Origin of the sequence: Mucilaginibacter sp. (assembly GCF_028288205.1) — a bacterium.
GTDB lineage: Bacteria > Bacteroidota > Bacteroidia > Sphingobacteriales > Sphingobacteriaceae > Mucilaginibacter.
Map to the genome: position 1 here is coordinate 15,935 of NZ_JAQBOD010000058.1, position 17,255 is coordinate 33,189.

General features: G+C 38.7%; 19 protein-coding genes. 16 read left to right on the forward strand and 3 right to left on the reverse strand.

The window, feature by feature from the left end; all coding sequences use genetic code 11:
- The 11 genes from JWR23_RS14525 to JWR23_RS14575 all read left to right on the forward strand — a co-directional run bounded on the left by JWR23_RS14525 (nucleotide 1) and on the right by JWR23_RS14575 (nucleotide 12,533).
- Nucleotides 1–951 (forward strand): efflux RND transporter periplasmic adaptor subunit, encoded by a 951-nt coding sequence (locus JWR23_RS14525; RefSeq protein WP_299516892.1) that lies wholly within the window; start codon nucleotides 1–3, stop codon nucleotides 949–951.
- A complete protein-coding gene (locus JWR23_RS14530) occupies nucleotides 948–4,046 on the forward strand; it encodes an efflux RND transporter permease subunit (protein WP_299516893.1) in 3,099 nt (1,032 codons plus the stop codon). The genes JWR23_RS14525 and JWR23_RS14530 overlap by 4 nt, the downstream gene beginning before the upstream one ends.
- Before the next feature lie 52 nt (nucleotides 4,047–4,098).
- On the forward strand, nucleotides 4,099–5,088 hold the full coding sequence (locus JWR23_RS14535; protein WP_299516894.1) for a YncE family protein: 990 nt from the start codon (nucleotides 4,099–4,101) through the stop codon (nucleotides 5,086–5,088).
- Between the two features lie 106 nt (nucleotides 5,089–5,194).
- Nucleotides 5,195–6,193 (forward strand): fatty acid desaturase, encoded by a 999-nt coding sequence (locus tag JWR23_RS14540; RefSeq protein WP_299516895.1) that lies wholly within the window; start codon nucleotides 5,195–5,197, stop codon nucleotides 6,191–6,193.
- A 489-nt stretch (nucleotides 6,194–6,682) separates the two neighbouring features.
- Nucleotides 6,683–7,585, forward strand: a complete 903-nt coding sequence (locus tag JWR23_RS14545; protein ID WP_299516896.1) for a hypothetical protein — start codon at nucleotides 6,683–6,685, stop codon at nucleotides 7,583–7,585.
- A gap of 62 nt (nucleotides 7,586–7,647) precedes the next feature.
- Complete coding sequence (locus JWR23_RS14550) at nucleotides 7,648–8,007, forward strand: hypothetical protein (protein ID WP_299516897.1); 360 nt, start codon at nucleotides 7,648–7,650, stop codon at nucleotides 8,005–8,007.
- A gap of 12 nt (nucleotides 8,008–8,019) precedes the next feature.
- Nucleotides 8,020–8,382 carry a hypothetical protein gene (locus JWR23_RS14555; RefSeq protein ID WP_299516898.1) on the forward strand — a complete coding sequence of 121 codons (363 nt, stop codon included), beginning with the start codon at nucleotides 8,020–8,022 and terminating at the stop codon, nucleotides 8,380–8,382.
- A 93-nt stretch (nucleotides 8,383–8,475) separates the two neighbouring features.
- Nucleotides 8,476–8,847 (forward strand): hypothetical protein, encoded by a 372-nt coding sequence (locus tag JWR23_RS14560; protein WP_299516899.1) that lies wholly within the window; start codon nucleotides 8,476–8,478, stop codon nucleotides 8,845–8,847.
- Between the two features lie 116 nt (nucleotides 8,848–8,963).
- The gene (locus tag JWR23_RS14565) at nucleotides 8,964–9,344 is read left to right on the forward strand and encodes a hypothetical protein (RefSeq protein WP_299516900.1); all 381 of its coding nucleotides are present in this window, start codon (nucleotides 8,964–8,966) and stop codon (nucleotides 9,342–9,344) included.
- Between the two features lie 5 nt (nucleotides 9,345–9,349).
- On the forward strand, nucleotides 9,350–11,704 hold the full coding sequence (locus JWR23_RS14570; RefSeq protein ID WP_299516901.1) for a TonB-dependent receptor plug domain-containing protein: 2,355 nt from the start codon (nucleotides 9,350–9,352) through the stop codon (nucleotides 11,702–11,704).
- 124 nt (nucleotides 11,705–11,828) lie between these two features.
- Complete coding sequence (locus tag JWR23_RS14575; RefSeq protein WP_299516903.1) at nucleotides 11,829–12,533, forward strand: DsbA family oxidoreductase; 705 nt, start codon at nucleotides 11,829–11,831, stop codon at nucleotides 12,531–12,533.
- 3 nt (nucleotides 12,534–12,536) lie between these two features.
- On the opposite strand, the gene JWR23_RS14580 is transcribed toward JWR23_RS14575, so the two are convergent.
- Nucleotides 12,537–12,806, reverse strand: a complete 270-nt coding sequence (locus JWR23_RS14580) for a hypothetical protein (protein WP_299516904.1) — start codon at nucleotides 12,804–12,806, stop codon at nucleotides 12,537–12,539.
- Nucleotides 12,807–13,014: 208 nt separating this feature from the next.
- On the opposite strand from JWR23_RS14580, the gene JWR23_RS14585 reads away from it, so the two are divergent.
- From JWR23_RS14585 to JWR23_RS14605, 5 genes are all read left to right on the forward strand, one after another.
- A complete protein-coding gene (locus JWR23_RS14585; protein ID WP_299516905.1) occupies nucleotides 13,015–13,821 on the forward strand; it encodes an ABC transporter permease in 807 nt (268 codons plus the stop codon).
- 8 nt (nucleotides 13,822–13,829) lie between these two features.
- Nucleotides 13,830–14,603 (forward strand): ABC transporter ATP-binding protein, encoded by a 774-nt coding sequence (locus JWR23_RS14590; RefSeq protein WP_299516907.1) that lies wholly within the window; start codon nucleotides 13,830–13,832, stop codon nucleotides 14,601–14,603.
- A 15-nt stretch (nucleotides 14,604–14,618) separates the two neighbouring features.
- The gene (locus JWR23_RS14595) at nucleotides 14,619–15,617 is read left to right on the forward strand and encodes an MlaD family protein (RefSeq protein WP_299516908.1); all 999 of its coding nucleotides are present in this window, start codon (nucleotides 14,619–14,621) and stop codon (nucleotides 15,615–15,617) included.
- Between the two features lie 182 nt (nucleotides 15,618–15,799).
- On the forward strand, nucleotides 15,800–15,955 hold the full coding sequence (locus tag JWR23_RS14600) for a hypothetical protein (protein WP_299516909.1): 156 nt from the start codon (nucleotides 15,800–15,802) through the stop codon (nucleotides 15,953–15,955).
- Nucleotides 15,956–16,001: 46 nt separating this feature from the next.
- Entirely contained in the window at nucleotides 16,002–16,397 is a 396-nt protein-coding gene (locus tag JWR23_RS14605) for a hypothetical protein (protein ID WP_299516911.1), read from the forward strand.
- 77 nt (nucleotides 16,398–16,474) lie between these two features.
- Here JWR23_RS14605 and JWR23_RS14610 read toward each other — a convergent pair whose 3' ends face one another.
- Both JWR23_RS14610 and JWR23_RS14615 read right to left on the reverse strand, forming a co-directional pair.
- Complete coding sequence (locus tag JWR23_RS14610) at nucleotides 16,475–16,912, reverse strand: PIN domain-containing protein (protein ID WP_299516912.1); 438 nt, start codon at nucleotides 16,910–16,912, stop codon at nucleotides 16,475–16,477.
- Entirely contained in the window at nucleotides 16,884–17,246 is a 363-nt protein-coding gene (locus JWR23_RS14615) for a hypothetical protein (protein WP_299516913.1), read from the reverse strand. The genes JWR23_RS14610 and JWR23_RS14615 overlap by 29 nt, the downstream gene beginning before the upstream one ends.
- Nucleotides 17,247–17,255: the final 9 nt, after the last annotated feature.

The window sequence follows — 17,255 nt, forward strand, 5'->3', positions numbered from 1 at the left end:
ATGAAAATATTGAGTGAAACCTATCCCCGCATTAAACCTCTATACTGGGTATTAAGCCTGTTAATATTGCTGGCAGCCTGTAAGGGCAGTGATCCCGCAGCTGCCGGAGCAGATGCAAAAGTTGAGGCCATAACCCCTGTTACCGTAACTACTGTTAATGACAGTACAATGGTTGATTATACCAATCTGAATGCTACGTCGTCTTTCCTTCAAAGAAATATTGTTAAGGCTAATGCCAATGGCTATATACAAAATGTACGTATACAAATAGGGCATTATGTAAATAAAGGCGAGGTATTATTCACTATTAAAACCAAGGAAGCTCAAAGCATTGGCAATACGATTAATATTTTAGATACCACTTTTAAATTTACAGGGGTCAATAAAATTAAAGCGTCCGAACATGGCTATGTAACCCAGTTAAACCATCAAAATGGTGATTACGTGCAGGATGGCGAACAGTTAGCTGTAATAAGCGACCGGGCAAGCTTTGTTTTTGTAATGCAGTTGCCTTATGAACTGCGATCTACCGTAAAAAGCAACCAGGATGTACAGCTTACCTTACCCGATGGAAGAAAGATAAATGGCAGGATATCTTCATTTATGCCAACGGTTGATACGGCAGCCCAAACGCAAGGTGTTGTTATAAAAACAAATGCCGATAACACCATCCCAGAAAACTTGGTGGCTAAAGCCCGGATAGTACGCTCACTAAAACAAAACACGCAATCATTACCAAAAACAGCAGTATTAGCTAATGAAACACAAACAGATTTTTGGGTAATGAAATTAATAAACCCTACAACGGCTGTTAAAACACCGGTAAAAAAAGGCATAGAAAGCGGCGATTATGTGGAAATATTATCCCCTAAATTCTCTGTTCAGGATAAAATTATTATTACCGGCAACTACGGTTTGGCAGATACAGCTAAAGTTAAAATTATAAAATGACACCTAAAACAACAGATACAAGGGTAAGCAAGGTAGAAAACCTTTTTGTTTTTTACAGAAAACCACTAATGCTTGTTTTAGCCCTTATTTTAATGGGGGGCATATTTGCTTATACCAAGTTGCAAACATCGCTTTTTCCAGAAATAACGTTTCCTAAAATAAAGATCATTGCCGATGCAGGCTTACAACCTGTTAACAAAATGATGATCACTATAACCAAGCCTTTAGAAAACGCCATAAAACAAATACCCGATTTACAGGTGGTGCGCAGTACCACCAGTCGGGGCAGCGCAGAAATATCTGCCTATATGGATTGGAATGCCAATATAGATCTAAGCAAACAGCAAATTGAAGCCCAGATAAGTAAAATACAAAACACCCTACCGCCCGAAGTTAGTATATCGGTAGAGAAAATGAACCCCTCTATTTTGCCGGTAAGCGGTTATACATTAGAGAGTCATAACCGTTCGGCTATAGAGTTAAAACAGTTGGCTACGTTTACGGTAAAACCTTTTTTATCGCAGGTAAGCGGGGTGTCAGAAATCAGGATAATTGGCGGTAAAACCAAAGAGTACTGGCTGGTGCTTAACCGTGAAAAAATGACTGCACTGTCATTAACACCTGATATAATAAGCACTGCATTAAGCCAAACTAATTTCATTAAATCAGAAGGTTATCTTTCTGATTATAAAATGCTGTACTTAACGGTAACCGATGCGACCGTAAGCGCCAAAAACCAGTTGGAAAACATGGTGATAAGCAATGACAGCAAAAGGGTTATACAAATTAAAGACATTGCATCTGTACAAATAAGCGAAGGCATAGAATATACCAAGATCAATGCAAATGGGCATGATGGGGTATTAGTTGCGGTAATTAAACAACCCAACTCCAATTTAATTTCCCTATCTACAGATATGGCTACAAAGGTTGCCGCTTTACAAAAGATATTGCCTAAAGATGTAACCATAAAGCCCTATTACATACAAGCCGATTTTGTAAACGATTCGGTTAAAAGTGTTACCGATAGTGTTTGGATAGGCTTATTATTAGCCATTATAGTTGCCATAATTTTTTTACGGTCATTAAAAGCCAGTGCAACCATTTTAATAGCCATACCGGTTACTTTATGCCTTACCTTAATTGTATTATATATTATTGGGTACACCTTTAACATCATGACTCTGGGTGCCATTGCAGCAGCCATAGGCCTTATAATTGATGATGCTATTGTGGTTGTTGAACAAATACATCGCACGCATGAAGAGCACCCGGACGAACCTACCCGCAAATTATTAAAAAAAGCAATCGACTATTTGTTTCCGGCAATGTTGGGCTCATCTATAAGTACCATTGTAATATTTGTTCCGTTTTTGCTAATGACGGGCGTTGCAGGTGCCTATTTTAAAGTAATGACCAATACCATGATCATTACATTGGTTTGCTCGTTTTTTGTAACCTGGATAGGTTTACCCGTAATATATTTATTGCTTACAAAAAACCAGCACAGCCATGGTGCAAATGCGAAAGAAGAAACACATGAAGTAAAAAGACAGCGCTGGGTATCATTTTTTATTCTGCGCCCTGTAATGAGCATTATTATCGTACTGGCACTTGTAGCGGTAATTATATTTATTCCCGGAAGGCTGCAAACCGGCTTTTTACCTAATATGGATGAAGGCAGTATTGTTTTAGATTACAGTTCGCCGCCCGGCACCTCGCTTGAAGAAACCGACAGGATGCTGAGGGAGGTAGAAAAGATAATTACCAAACATCCGGACGTAGCTGCCTATTCACGCAGAACAGGTACACAAATGGGTTTTTTTATTACTGAGCCTAATACAGGCGATTATTTGATTCAACTTAAAAAAAATCACGAAAAAACCACGGAAGAGGTAACAAGTGATATAAGAACCGAGATAGAAAAAACACAACCGGCATTAAGAGTTGATTTTGGCCAGGTAATAACAGACATGCTTGGCGACTTAATGAGCTCTACACAACCTATTGAAATAAAAGTTTTTGGTGATGACCAGCATATACTGCAAGATCTTTCTAAAAAAATTGCTGCCGAAGTATCCGCAGTCAAGGGTACCGCCGACGTATTTGATGGCATTGTTATAGCCGGCCCGTCAGTTAGTATTTTACCTGATTATGCAAAGTTGGCTCAATACCGCATTACCCCTACCAGCTTGCAATTTCAAGCACAAACCGCTTTGGATGGCAATGTGGTAGGTAATTTGTACGAAACGCAACAACTGTCGCCAATCCGCATGGTTTACCCGGGCAACCGTTACCTTAATATATCAGCAATAAAAAAACTTAATATATTTTCCGGCAATGGTAAATTAATCCCTATCAATCAGCTGGCCACAGTAGCTATACAAACCGGCGATGCTGAGATTAACCGGCAGGATCTTCAATCTATGGGTGTAATTACTGCACGGCTTGATAATAGCGACCTGGGTACGGTTATACCCGCCATTCAAAAAAACATAGCAGCGAAAGTTGTTTTACCATCAGGTTATCACGTTGAATATGGAGGAGCCTATGCCGAGCAGCAACAATCATTTAAAGAATTGCTTATCATATTAATTACATCAAGCTTATTGGTGTTTGGTGTAATACTCTTCTTATTCAAGCAATTTAGAATAGCTTTTTTAATATTGATTATTGCGGTATTGGGTATTGCCGGCAGCTTTTTAGCTTTATTTATTACCAATACGCCATTAAATGTGGGCAGTTATACGGGCCTTATCATGATAGTGGGTATAATTGGCGAAAATGCCATATTTACCTTTTTACAATTTAAAGAAAGCGCGCTTGAAAAAAGCGTGGATGAGGCAATTATCTATTCTATTTCTACCCGCCTTCGCCCTAAGTTAATGACAGCACTGGGTGCAATAATTGCATTAATGCCGTTGGCCCTGGGTATCGGCGCCGGGGCGCAGCTGCACCAACCATTGGCTATAGCGGTTATCGGCGGGTTTTTAGTGGCGTTACCCCTGTTATTAATAGTGTTGCCAAGTATGCTGCGTATTTTGTATCGCAAGGGTGGTGTAAATCCGCATACAGAAAATCCGGAAACCGCATAAGTACAAACTTAATACAGAATTACAATTGATATTTAAATCAAAAATATATATAATGAAAAAGATCTTTTTAACAGGCGCGGCATTGCTTTTTGTAGGCCTAACTTATGCGCAAACTTATGTGTTGGATAAAACCATTGCTTTAACCGGGGATGGTGGTTATGATTACCTTTCGATAGACAAGGTAAACAATCGTTTATATGTGTCGCATGGTACAATGGTTAACGTTGTTGATCTGGCTACTGACAAGCAAATTGGCCTGATAGAAAACCTAAAAGGTATTCACGGCATAGCTATTGATAATAAAGCAAACCTTGGTTTTATAAGTGATGGCAAGGCAAATGCGGTGGTGGCTTTTGATTTGAAGACTTTAAAAATAGCTGCAACTATCCCGTTGGATTCAAAAGATGCCGACGCTATTATATACGATCCGTTTTCAGATCGTGTTTATACTTTTAATGGTGAGAGTAATAATTCATGTGTAGTTAACCCTAATACACTTAAACAAGTTGGCACCATAGCTTTAGGTGGTGCGCCAGAGTTTGCGGTAACCGACGGTAAAGGAAAAATATACAATAACCTGGAAGATAAAAACAGCCTTAATGTTATTGATACCAAAACTTTAAAAGTGGTAAAGAATTTTCCGCTTGCGCCAAAAGGTGCGCCTACCGGCATAGCTTTAGATGAAAAAGACAAACGCGCATTTTCCGTATCGCGCGAAAATAACAGCATGGTTGTGGTAGATATTATAACCGGTAAAGTTGTTGCAACCCTACCTATTGGTGCCGGTGTTGATGCAGTTGCTTATGACCCTGAAACCAAACTGATATTCTGCTCGAACGGCGACGGAACCACCACAATTATTAAACAGGAATCGGCTGATAAATACAGTGTTGTACAAACTTTGGCTACCCAAAACCGCGCTAAAACATTGGCATTAGATACCAGGACTCATAAAATTTATTTAAGCGTAACTTCCTTTGAGCCGGGTACCCGAAAAGCTGTACCTAACTCATTTAAGGTATTAGTTTATAAGCAGCAATAAAATCTTTATAACTAATATTTAAATTTTTATAATTATTATTGGGGAATTGAGTTTATAATATATAGCCCTCATAATAACTTAAAATTAAAGATTCTTATAAAATTTTATGACAAAAAAGACTGATTTTGTTTATTCGCAGGTTGCAGAACCTCACCGTGTACGTACAAAGCAAATTTTAAAGCAGTTTCCTAATTTAAGGCATCTGATAGGCAAAAATCCAAATACCATATTCGCGATAATTGGCCTGGTTGCATTTCAATTAGTGTTAGCCTGGTTTTTGCGCGACCAATCCTGGTGGCTTGTATTTGGTGCAGCTTATTTATTAGGGGCCTTTGCAGATCATGCACTGTTTGTGATGATACATGAATGTGCTCACCAGTTACTTTTTAAAAATCGCTCAGCCAACCGCTGGGCAGGTATGTTAGCTAATATGCCGCAAATTTTTCCAAGTTCTATATCGTTCGAGCGCTATCACATTAAGCATCACTCTTTCCAGGGCATACATGAACTGGATGCCGATTTGCCGAATAAATGGGAAGCAAAGCTCATCAACAATTCGTTTTTGGGCAAAGCTTTGTGGTTATTGTTTTACCCGGTATTTCAGATCTTCCGTTTATCAAGGTTAAGAGAGATACAAACTTTTGATATATGGATAGTATTAAACTTAGCTGTACAAATAGTTTTTACTGTTGCTGTATATTATTTTTTAGGCTGGCACTCATTAGCGTTTTTATTACTGAGTTTTTCTTTTTCTGTTGGCTTGCACCCTTTAGGCGCACGCTGGGTACAAGAGCATTACTTAACCCATAGTGTAGAACAGGAAACTTACAGCTATTATGGTGGCTTAAATGTTGTTGCCTTTAACGTTGGCTATCATAACGAGCATCATGACTTTCCGTCTATCCCATGGAACAAGCTACCGCAGATAAAGAAAACCGCGCCCGAATATTATGATACCTTATTTTATCATAAATCATGGACCAAGCTGTTTTTCCGTTTTTTGTTTGATAAGGAAATATCCCTGTTTAACCGGATATTAAGAAAAGAAAGAGGCAAAGTTGCCCTTACCGATATTTCAAAACCTGATGCGGAAATGGTAGCATAACTGACATTTAAAAAGGGCTCAAAAAGGGCCTTTTTTTTGTTATATCCTATAATTTGAATCAGTATTCTTATCTTGTATTAAAATTGGTTGTCATGTCATTATTAAAACAAGAACCATATTATCGAATTGGAAAAAATCAAGAAGCTTCGTGATAAGTCTTCAAATTAAAATCTGATCCAAACCTTATCTGTATAATATCCAGGGAAATCGCGTTTAAAATGCAAACCTATAAATTTGTGGCTAAAGCCATTTCAATCATTGCAATCTAGCCGTTGGCTGAAGCCCAACGGCAATAAATGAAAAAACCAGGTCAAAAACAGTGGCTAAATTCATTGCCGTCCCATTTATGGGGCGGAAGAAACAATTATTAAAAGGGGGCTTTAGCCAAAAAATGACAATGAAATTTTAAAAGCGATTTCCCTGGTATAATATCCTGTATTTATTTCGTTTAAATACAATTGAGTAAATTTGCAAAAACTCAATACCCAAATGAGCAGGACTAAAAAATTAAATATAATTCTACCAATAATCATCATCCTGTTTTTTGGTGCCTACGCCCGGCATAAATACATTAATCATGAAATTATTATACCGGGTTATTTGCAGGATAAGCAAATGAATGAAATTTCGGGCATATCCGCTTCGGGTATAAATACTAACGTTTATTACGTACATAATGATAGTGGCGATACCAGCCGTTTTTTCGCCATATCGCCCGAAGGCAAACTGCTTAGTACTATTTATTATAAAGGCGACCCGACTGAGAAACAAGGCGTTGCCGACTGTGAAGACATAGCGGTAGGCCCGGGCCCTGTCAGCAAAAAAAGCTGTGTATATATTGGTGATATTGGCGATAATTACTCGTTCAGAAAATATATTACCATTTACCGAATGGAAGAGCAAACGGCGTGGTTAAAAGGTGAAATATCTAAAGCAAACGCGGTACCGCTGCATTTAAAATATCCTGATGGGGCAAAAGATGCAGAAACCCTAATGATAGATCCACTGGAAAAACTGATCTATATTGTTTCTAAACGGCATGATACTGTAAGTGTTTATACCACTCCCCTTTCTTACAAACCTAATGATACGCTGGTTTTAACCCCTCGCTGCAAATTGTTTTTTAAAGGTATTAAGCCCTTTAAATGGATAACAGCCGGTGATATATCAAAAGATGGCCGGCAGATATTACTAAAGAGCTATGAAAAGGTTTATTATTGGAAACGTAATGGTAATGAACACATCTGGCAAACTATGCAAAGATCAGCAGATGAACTCAATTATCAGGCAGAGAAACAGGGCGAGGCCATAGGTTTTACTGCCGATGGTAAAGGCTACTATACCACCAGTGAAGGTGTATATTCGCCTGTTTATTTTTATAAAACACCTTAAAGGTGATGTGATGATTTATTTAAATAAAAACTCTATTTTTATTTAAATAAATCATCACAATTATGAAAAGAAAAATCTCAACAACTATCCTGTTATTATGTAGTGTTTTTGTTTGTTTGGCAGCTATTGCTGATCTGACAGGAAACTGGAAAGGCGTAATAAAAATGGGCGATGGTAATGAACTCCCCCTTACCTATGTTTTTAAAGTTGACGGTGAAAAGTTAACCGGTTCTGTAATATCTGCAAATGGTGAAATACCCATGACCGAAGGCAAAGTAAACGGTGCTGATTTTACATTTAAAATTGATGTTAACGGAACAACAATAGTTAACATTGGTAAATATTATGGCGACTCTACAGTGGTAAACTCCGATTTTAATGGCCGGAAACTGCATATTAAGCTTATCAGGGCAGATAAATAAACTTATTAATTCATGAAAAGAAAAATCTCAACAACTATCCTGTTATTATGCAGTGTTTTTGTTTGTTTAGCAGCTATTGCTGATCTGACCGGCAAATGGAAAGGCAACGTAAAAATGGCTGATGGCAACGAGTTCTCCCTTACTTATATTTTTAAGGTTGACGGCGAAAAACTAACCGGTTCAATTTTGTCACCACAAGGCGAATTACCCATGTATGACGGCAAAATAACCAACGGAACGGACTTTAGCTTTAAAGTTAATGTAGATGGAGGCGTTATACCTAACAGCGGTAAATTTTATGGCGATTCGGTTACCGTGGTTGCAGAAATGAACGGCGAAAAACTACATTCTACACTGAAGAGGGCAGATAAATAAACAACAATTTATGATGCCACACTAACGTCTGTAATGACTTAGTTTCTTTTCTTCCTTGCTTTTCGCCTATTCAGCATATACCTTTGCACCAGCATGCTGAATAGGATTACCGCCGTTGTTTTACTTGTTGCGCTGGGTACAGCTAACTACTCGCGTTTTTTTATTTACGCGGGTTTTGAGCTGAACAAGAATTACATTGCCACCAAACTTTGCGAGAACCGCGATAAACCCTGGCTGCATTGTAACGGGCGTTGTTACTTTATGAAAAAAATTAATGCAGCACAGGAAAGCGAAAAAAGCAATGAGCGCCAAACCCAAAAAAATCTTTTCCAGGAAGTATTTTTCTTATCATCAACCAAAATTAAATTCCATACACAATTACTTAATATTATACTAACGCCCTATAATGGCCCATTGGCTATAGCTTTTACAGGTACCGTCTTCCGTCCTCCTCAATTAGGTTAATTTTTCGGGGTCTTAAATTTCAGGCCCTTTCCATCTAATTTTTTTTATTCCGACAATGACCTAACGGCAATATTGCTGGTTATGGCTTTGTCCGCTAAATTTTACTTTTCAATATCATGAAATATCTATATATACTGATAGCAATATTTTTATTGACTACATCCGTCTACGCGCAAAAAACCGGCTGGAAAGAGCTGGACACTTTCCATGAAATGGTTCCAAAGTTACTCCATACCGCTGCCTCTGGCGATTTAATCCCCATTAAAAAAAACAGCACCACTTTATTTAATGCAGCTAAAAAATGGCAATTATCCAAGCTCCCAAAAGGAAGTGATACGCCACAAATTAAAACAGGACTGGATGAATTAACCAAAGACTGCACCGAACTGGACAACGCGGTTAAAGCAGGCAAACCCGATGACGATCTGAAATTAATAGCTGATAAAACACATAAAAGGTTTCATGCAATACTTTCTGAGGTTGTAATTAATAATTAGCAGGTATGAAAAGAATATTTTTTACTTTTTACATGGCAATTATTGCGTTACAAGTATTTGCGCAACAAAGCATCCACGGGAAAATAACAGACAAAGAAACCGGGGCAAGTATACCAGGCGCAACTATTACTATTACTGGCACTACAACAGCCACACAAAGTAATATTAACGGTGTGTTTGAACTTAACTCCGCAACTCCAATTGCCGCTGTTACTATTTCTTATATTGGATATGAAACCTTACAGCTAAAAGTTGGTACTGATGTGCATTTTATCAATATCCGTTTAACAACTAATTCTATTAACCTGAATACAGTTACCGTAACCGGTTATGAAAGCAACCGCAGGTTGCTGGAAACAGCAGGTGCGGTTGCTTTACTTACATCAAGGGATATCCAACGCAATAACAAAAGCGATCTGCTGCCCATTCTAAACACTGTACCCGGTGTAAAGATGGAAGAAGAAGCCCCCGGCGATTTTAAAATATCCCTGCGCGGTAGCGCCCTGCGCGACCCCTATGGTTTGCGCAACATTAAACTGTACTGGAACGATATCCCGCTTACTTCGCCGGATAATTCGGCATCACACTCCTTAAGCGTTGATCCGGAGCAGATTGGCAGTATCGAGATCATTAAGGGCCCTGCCGGCAGCATATACGGCGCGGGCACGGGCGGTGTGGTCCTGCTTAAAAACGATAAGCCACAGTTTGACGAGAATAGTCTGAATGCAGGCTTTACCGGCGGCTCATTTGGCCTGGCGCGATCAAGTATTACTTATAAAACCGGTAGTAATAATTTTAATTTATCGGCCAATTATGTGCATCAAACCTACAATGGTTACCGCCAAAACGAATGGAGTAATAAGGACGCGATAAATGTATTCGGTCAGTTTTATGATGGGCCTAAGCGCACTATCACCGTAATTGCTAATCATGACGAAGGCAATTTTGGCATTGCAGGCAGCGTGGATAGTACCTGGGCCATCAACACACCAAAAAAAGCGGTGCAATTTACTATTGATAATAAGATAGGAGTTAATAAGTATACTTACACCGTAGCGGGTATAGCACAGGATTATAAGTTTAGCGATGTATTTACCAATACAACAAGTATTTACACCGATAACCAAACGCTTAACCACCCTTACGGACAGAGCATTTATTATAATGGCTTTTTAAAATCATCAACCGGGGGATATGGCGGCAGAACAAGGTTCTCTTTTTCACCAAAAATAGGTAATGTGCAAACCCGCTTTACTATTGGCGATGAAGTGCAGGTAGAAAATTTGCTTAACGGAACTTATAATGTAACCAATGACGTACCCGGCACATGGCCCGAGCCCGGTGCGTTGCAAAGCAGTAATCAGATCACATCAAAATCTAACATCCTGTTTGCACAGGCTGAATTTGATCTGCCGGCTTCATTCCTGCTAACCCTAGGCAGCAGCATCAATAACTTATCTTACAACGTAACCGACCTTATACCACAAAGCGCTACCCATAACAATTATACGGGTGTAGTAAATTTCTCTTCCACTATATCACCGCGTGTAGCTTTAGTTAAATTGTTCGGTAAAAATGTGGCTGCACATGCCAGCGTAAGCTATGGATTTTCGCCGCCAACTATATCAGAAGTTAATAATGGCGATGGCACCTTTAACAAAACCCTTAATGCAGAAAAAGGCGTAAATTATGAACTTGGGTTAAGGGGTACTATTTTAAATGAAACCCTGAACTTTGATGCTTCTGTATATCAAATGGATCTGAACAATGCCATCCTGCCCTATTATTTGGCCAATGGCCGTTCTAATTACCGCAATGCCGGTGCAACCAAACAAAAGGGCTTGGAACTGTCTCTGTCCTATTTAGCGATACATGACGCTAACCGGGCCATTACTTTATTAAAGCCGTGGATAACTTATGCCTATAGCGATTATCGTTTTAAAAATTACATCGAAGAAAGCTATATAAGCAACACCATGACTACTATACAAACTGATAATAGCGGCAAAAAAGTAACCGGGGTATCGCCAAATATGTTTAATGCCGGCATAGATCTGGAAACTAAACCGGGTATATATTTCAATGCAGTTTTAAATTACATCAGCAAAACGCCAATTAACGATAAGAATACTTATTACCAGCACGCTTACACATTGCTGGCTTCAAAGTTAGGCTATCATATCCCAATTGGTCAATTTGGCCTGGATGTATTTGGGGGCGTAAACAATATGTTGAACGCTAAGTATTCTTCATGGATAAATTTTAATGCCGATGCCAGCAGTAATCCGCCAACTTTTTATAATCCTTCTTCAGGGATTAATTTTTATGGCGGAGTGATGTTGAAGTATAATTTTAAATAACATTCATTCGCATAACCAACATTTAGATTTGACAACTTTTTAAAAGTTGTCAAATCTTTAAGCAGTCAGCCTTAATTTTACGTTAGCGTTACGCTGGTTTTCAAGCATAAACTAACTTTGTGTTATGAAAATACAGATCTGGAGTGACGTGATGTGCCCGTTTTGCTATATTGGCAAACGCAGGTTCGAGGATGCCTTACAACAATTTGAGCATAAAGATGAGGTGGAAATAGAATGGAAAAGCTTTCAGCTTAATCCTGATTTAAAGACTGATCCTAACCTAAATATCACCCAATACTTAGCTGATATAAAAGGCTGGACATTTGACCACGCCCAACAATTGAACGACCAGGTAACCCAAATGGCTGCCGAAGTTGGTTTAACTTATAATTTTGACAAAGCGGTGGTAGCCAATAGTTTCGACGCGCATCGTTTTGCGCACCTGGCCAAGCAAAATGGTTTAGGCGACGAGGCCGAAGAGAGTTTATTTAAAGCTTACTTTACCGAAGGCAAAAACATTGCCGACTACGATACTTTAGCAGAATTAGGTGAATCAATAGGTTTGGACAAAGCCGAAGTTGAACATACTTTGGCCGGAAACAAATACGCCATCAATGTAAAACAGGACATTGCACAGGCCCAACAGTTAGGTATACACGGCGTTCCGTTTTTTGTAATGGATAATAAATTTGGCGTATCGGGTGCACAGGCTGTGCCGGTGTTTTTGCAAACTTTACAGAAATCATACAGCGAGTGGGCAGCAACCAATAAACAACCAAAGCTTGATGTTATTGAGGGCGATAGTTGCGAGGTTGGCGGCGATTGTTAATTGCTATTCCTCGTTCAAATCTTCTTCATTCGGGTTCAAAATATATTCAAAGTTTTCATGCCCGTTGTGAAAATGAAACTTGAGGCGTGATTTTGGCATATCAATATCCAACGACATTGTACCCAGGGTTTCCGGCAGGTTATCTCTTATCAGTTTAAGGTCGGTAACGTGCGGCATTTCTATATAAATTCCATCCTCTAAAGCTTTAATTTCCCATCCGGGCAGGTTGGTACTGTGCAAAAGGTCCAGCCATTTTTGTTGATATGCGTTCATATATATTATCCTTTATGCAATAGAAAGGATTAAACGCTGCAATGGTTTTATTGTGGCTATAATATTATTTGACTTTATCGTAACACAAACAAGTATACCTTTGTCAAACAAAATATATGTTTAATATTTAGCAGATATCAAACAATATCAATAAGTTTTGTAGAATATATCAGCAATATCTTGTAAAGTAATACCTTTGCCATCATTAATGGATACTGAAAACAGCACAGCTCTTCAACTTAAAAAAAAGGTCAAACCCCGTAAAAGGATCATAAACTTTTTTTTAAGTCTTTATGATATAAATAAATTCATCATCCGGTTTTTCAAAGAAGCTTTTGTGCCGCCCTTTGAATTTAAAGAAATTGTACGCCAATGTTATGAAGTAGGTGTGCGCTCATTTACCTTAATATCATTAACAGGTTTTATAGTAGGATTAATATTTACCAAACAATCGCGCCCGTCATTGGGTCAGTTTGGCGCTACATCATGGCTGCCATCATTAGTATCAATAGCTATAATGCGCGCGCTTGCTCCATTGGTAACTGCATTAATAGCCGCGGGCAAGGTTGGCTCAAGCATTGGTGCCGAGTTGGGCTCAATGCGCGTTACCGAGCAAATTGATGCCATGGAAGTATCGGGCACCAAACCGTTTAAATTTTTAGTGTGTACCCGTGTTTTGGCTACCACATTAACAATTCCAATTTTGGCTACTTATACCGCGCTTATAGCCATATTGGGTGGTTATGTAAACGTAGCAACTAACGAAGGAACCAGCTACAGCACCTATATGCAGCAGGTTTTTGACCCGCTTACATTTGTTGATTTTACAGCATCGCTCATAAAATCAATTGTATTTGGTTTTACAATAGGTATTGTGGGGTGTTACCAGGGTTATAATTCAACAAAGGGTACCGAAGGGGTTGGTAAAGCTGCCAATGGTGCCGTGGTAACTGCCATGTTTTTAATATTTATAGAAGAGATTGTTATTGTACAAATAAGCAGCTGGTTTCGCTAATAAAAATTATGCATAAAGCAAAAGCACCAATAGACTATAATAACGCGGTAATTACTATTAAAGGATTGCAAAAATCTTTTGAGGAGAATGAAGTTTTGCGCGGTATTGACCTGGAGCTTTACCAGGGCGAAAACTTGGTGGTGCTGGGCCGGTCAGGTACGGGTAAATCAGTGCTGATAAAAGTTATATCGGGCCTGTTAAAGGCTGATAATGGTCAAATAAAAGTACTTGGACAGGATATTAATGCAATAACAGACAAACAATTGCAGGAACTGCGCATACGCATTGGCTTTTCGTTCCAAAACAGTGCGTTATATGACAGTATGACCGTGCGTAAGAACCTGGAGTTTCCGCTGGTACGTAATCGCAGAAACTTAACACAAAAAGAAGTAGATAAGGCTGTTGAGACCGTATTAGAAGCAGTAGGCCTGAGCAAAACCATTAACCAGATGCCGTCTGAACTTTCGGGCGGGCAGCGCAAACGTATTGGAATTGCCCGTACGCTGATACTGAATCCGGAAATTATGCTGTATGACGAACCTACAGCCGGGCTTGACCCTATTACCTGTATTGAAATTAATGAGCTGATAAATGAAGTTCAGGAGCGTTATCATACCTCATCTATCATTATTACGCATGATCTTACCTGTGCCAAACAAACCGGCGACAGGATAGCGATGCTGCTGGATGGCCAGTTTCAGCGCCAGGGAAGTTTTGAGGAAGTTTTTGATACTAAGGACGAAAGGGTAAAACCATTTTTTGATTACAATTTTATACAATAGATTTACATAAAATATATGGATTCATCAGATAACAAACGTGCAATAACGGTAGGGCTGTTTTTAGCCCTGGGATTGATTGTATTTATTGTTGGCGTTTTCACTTTAGGCAACCAGTCTAAAAGCTTTGCAAAGAGTATCCACATCAGCGCGGTGTTTGACGATGTATCCGGGTTAAAAACCGGTAACAGCGTTTGGTTCTCGGGCGTTAAGGTGGGCAGCATCAGCAAAATTCGCTTCATAGGCCCATCACGTGTTGATGTGCGCATGAGTATTGATGAAAGCACACAGCAATACGTACATCGCAACGCGGGCGTCCATATCGGATCAGACGGATTAATAGGTAATAAAATTATAGTAATTGATGGTGGTAGTCCGCAGGCACCTATTGTGCAGGATGGTGATGTTTTACAAACCGAAAAACTAACATCAACTGATGATATGCTGAAGGTATTACAGCAAAACAATCAAAATTTACTATCTATAACCGGCGATTTTAAATTATTAAGTCGTAAAATATTACAAGGCAAAGGCACCGTAGGTACTTTAATGGCCGATAGTATGCTGGCTGTACAATTACGTAATTCTATGCGCAATTTTGAAAAAACCAGCGCCAGCACTGCCCGTTTAGCAGATCAGCTGGAACATTTTAGCACTAAAATGAATGCAAAAGGCGGCCTTGCTGATAAGCTGCTTACAGATACTGCAACCTTTAGTCAAATTAAATCGGCAGCAAACCAGTTTCATCAGGCAGCGGTTAACGGGGCCGCGGCCACTGATAATTTGCGGAAAGCAACTGATAAATTTAACCGCACAGATAATGCTATAGGCGTTTTATTGAATGATCCTAAATCTGCGGCACAATTGCAAAGCACTATAGATAATCTTCAAAAAAGTTCTGTTAAGGCAAATGAGGACCTGGAAGCGTTGCAACATAATTTTTTACTTAAAGGGTTCTTTACAAAGAAGGCAAAAGCTAAAGCGGATAGTTTAAAAAAGGCAGGGCAACAAAACTAATTGTCATTTCTCACTATCGTTTGATGACAGGTACGATTAGGTTAATATAAGTGGAAAATACACTTTATCCGTTGGCTGAAAGTCAAACTAACAAGCAACAGCCGTAAACATTTTCCATTTTTCATAGTTTTAATAAATACAGGCTGCCCCCTACCCCTGTAACATTAAATTATTACCAGCTTATGAGAACTCCATCCCAATCTAAATCAACTAAAAAAAATATCGGCACAAAAAAAACTTCATCTCACGAAGAGATAAAAACCGATTTTCCTTTAAGTGAGAAAGATGAAGTAAAAAAGGCTGAAAAAAATTTAAAAGAAGGACAAAAAAAGAAATAGCCAATTTGCAGGTTTATTTATAATTTCGGGATAAAGCTGTATCACTATGTCAAAAAATATCCCGCTAATAATACTTTGTTCAATATTTTTAGTTTCTTGTAAACCCTCTGTAAAACCCGAAGACCTATATGGCAAATGGAAATATATAAGAGTACAAAACCCTAACGCTAATCCGCCGGATAGTGTAAATGCCATGACCTTAAGAGAACAGGCGCCATACATTCAATTCACTATAAAAGATAGTTTATTGATATTTTGGGATGGCAAAGTATTATCGCATGGTACTTTCAGGATGGACGGTCGCAATATCATAGTAAAAGAAATTTTAGCTGATGGAAAGACAAGGGAATTTCCATTTTATGTGGAAGAGCTGACCGATAAACGATTAATATTTTCGACCAAAGGAACGGACGGATCTGAAGTTACAGCAGTTAAACAGTAGGCAGTTTTTATAATTTTTCTTTTTGATGGTTCTTCGTCACTTTTGGTGGTGCTGAAATATGACAATACAATTAATGGTTATAAAAAATGAATATTTAAAGAGGTATGGGGCTGGATGCGTTTAAAGTCTTTATAATTGCAAGTGTACAGGTCGGAACAATATTGTTCGGCAATAGCCGTATGCAGACAATCGTTAAAGTTTTTGTAGCCGATAACCGCCGCTAATCCCATCGCCCGGGTAAATTCAGAACTGCCATACCCAACAGGCAGGGATGATACTAAAGCGCCCAGTTTCGAGGTAATAAATGCAGTAGGCTGGTTCAGTTTGGCTAACACGAATCCTATTTCCTGTATGCTTAACCATGATATTAAAAACCGGTTACTGCTATTAATTTCGTCAATCATATCGATCACTTTTAAGTGCAGGTTGAAATTTTGATTGACCAATGAATGAACTAATACGTCGGTATCAATATAATCCATATCATTACTGATCAGGATACTGAGATTTATCAATAAGGGCGCGAATATCTACATCCGGGGATATGACAGGGGCGTTCGTACGACTTTCCCTAATCATTTCAGCTAATTGATGATTATCCTTAGCATAGTGCTTTTGATCTTTCGGTTTCACAGACTTGATTGTAATTTCAACCTCTTGGCCTGCAAACAGGGTTTTCAGGGACTTCAAAAAAGCCATACTAATCTCTTGTGCCTTTAATCTGTAGGTTGTTTGCATAATAACAAAGATAATTAAAAAATAATACCACCAAAAGTGACGAAGAACCATTATAAGTGAAAAATTGCAGTTTTTTAAAAAAATAAAAATAAAAAGGTGATAGTTTCCCATAATTTTATA

What these genes read in the sequence shown, in the direction of transcription:
- JWR23_RS14525 (WP_299516892.1), top strand. Translation starts at nt 1, where the DNA reads ATGAAAATATTGAGTGAAACCTATCCCCGCATTAAACCTCTATACTGG.
- JWR23_RS14530 (WP_299516893.1), top strand. Translation starts at nt 948, where the DNA reads ATGACACCTAAAACAACAGATACAAGGGTAAGCAAGGTAGAAAACCTT.
- JWR23_RS14535 (WP_299516894.1), top strand. Translation starts at nt 4,099, where the DNA reads ATGAAAAAGATCTTTTTAACAGGCGCGGCATTGCTTTTTGTAGGCCTA.
- JWR23_RS14540 (WP_299516895.1), top strand. Translation starts at nt 5,195, where the DNA reads ATGACAAAAAAGACTGATTTTGTTTATTCGCAGGTTGCAGAACCTCAC.
- JWR23_RS14545 (WP_299516896.1), top strand. Translation starts at nt 6,683, where the DNA reads ATGAGCAGGACTAAAAAATTAAATATAATTCTACCAATAATCATCATC.
- JWR23_RS14550 (WP_299516897.1), top strand. Translation starts at nt 7,648, where the DNA reads ATGAAAAGAAAAATCTCAACAACTATCCTGTTATTATGTAGTGTTTTT.
- JWR23_RS14555 (WP_299516898.1), top strand. Translation starts at nt 8,020, where the DNA reads ATGAAAAGAAAAATCTCAACAACTATCCTGTTATTATGCAGTGTTTTT.
- JWR23_RS14560 (WP_299516899.1), top strand. Translation starts at nt 8,476, where the DNA reads ATGCTGAATAGGATTACCGCCGTTGTTTTACTTGTTGCGCTGGGTACA.
- JWR23_RS14565 (WP_299516900.1), top strand. Translation starts at nt 8,964, where the DNA reads ATGAAATATCTATATATACTGATAGCAATATTTTTATTGACTACATCC.
- JWR23_RS14570 (WP_299516901.1), top strand. Translation starts at nt 9,350, where the DNA reads ATGAAAAGAATATTTTTTACTTTTTACATGGCAATTATTGCGTTACAA.
- JWR23_RS14575 (WP_299516903.1), top strand. Translation starts at nt 11,829, where the DNA reads ATGAAAATACAGATCTGGAGTGACGTGATGTGCCCGTTTTGCTATATT.
- JWR23_RS14580 (WP_299516904.1), bottom strand. Translation starts at nt 12,806, where the DNA reads ATGAACGCATATCAACAAAAATGGCTGGACCTTTTGCACAGTACCAAC.
- JWR23_RS14585 (WP_299516905.1), top strand. Translation starts at nt 13,015, where the DNA reads ATGGATACTGAAAACAGCACAGCTCTTCAACTTAAAAAAAAGGTCAAA.
- JWR23_RS14590 (WP_299516907.1), top strand. Translation starts at nt 13,830, where the DNA reads ATGCATAAAGCAAAAGCACCAATAGACTATAATAACGCGGTAATTACT.
- JWR23_RS14595 (WP_299516908.1), top strand. Translation starts at nt 14,619, where the DNA reads ATGGATTCATCAGATAACAAACGTGCAATAACGGTAGGGCTGTTTTTA.
- JWR23_RS14600 (WP_299516909.1), top strand. Translation starts at nt 15,800, where the DNA reads ATGAGAACTCCATCCCAATCTAAATCAACTAAAAAAAATATCGGCACA.
- JWR23_RS14605 (WP_299516911.1), top strand. Translation starts at nt 16,002, where the DNA reads ATGTCAAAAAATATCCCGCTAATAATACTTTGTTCAATATTTTTAGTT.
- JWR23_RS14615 (WP_299516913.1), bottom strand. Translation starts at nt 17,246, where the DNA reads ATGGGAAACTATCACCTTTTTATTTTTATTTTTTTAAAAAACTGCAAT.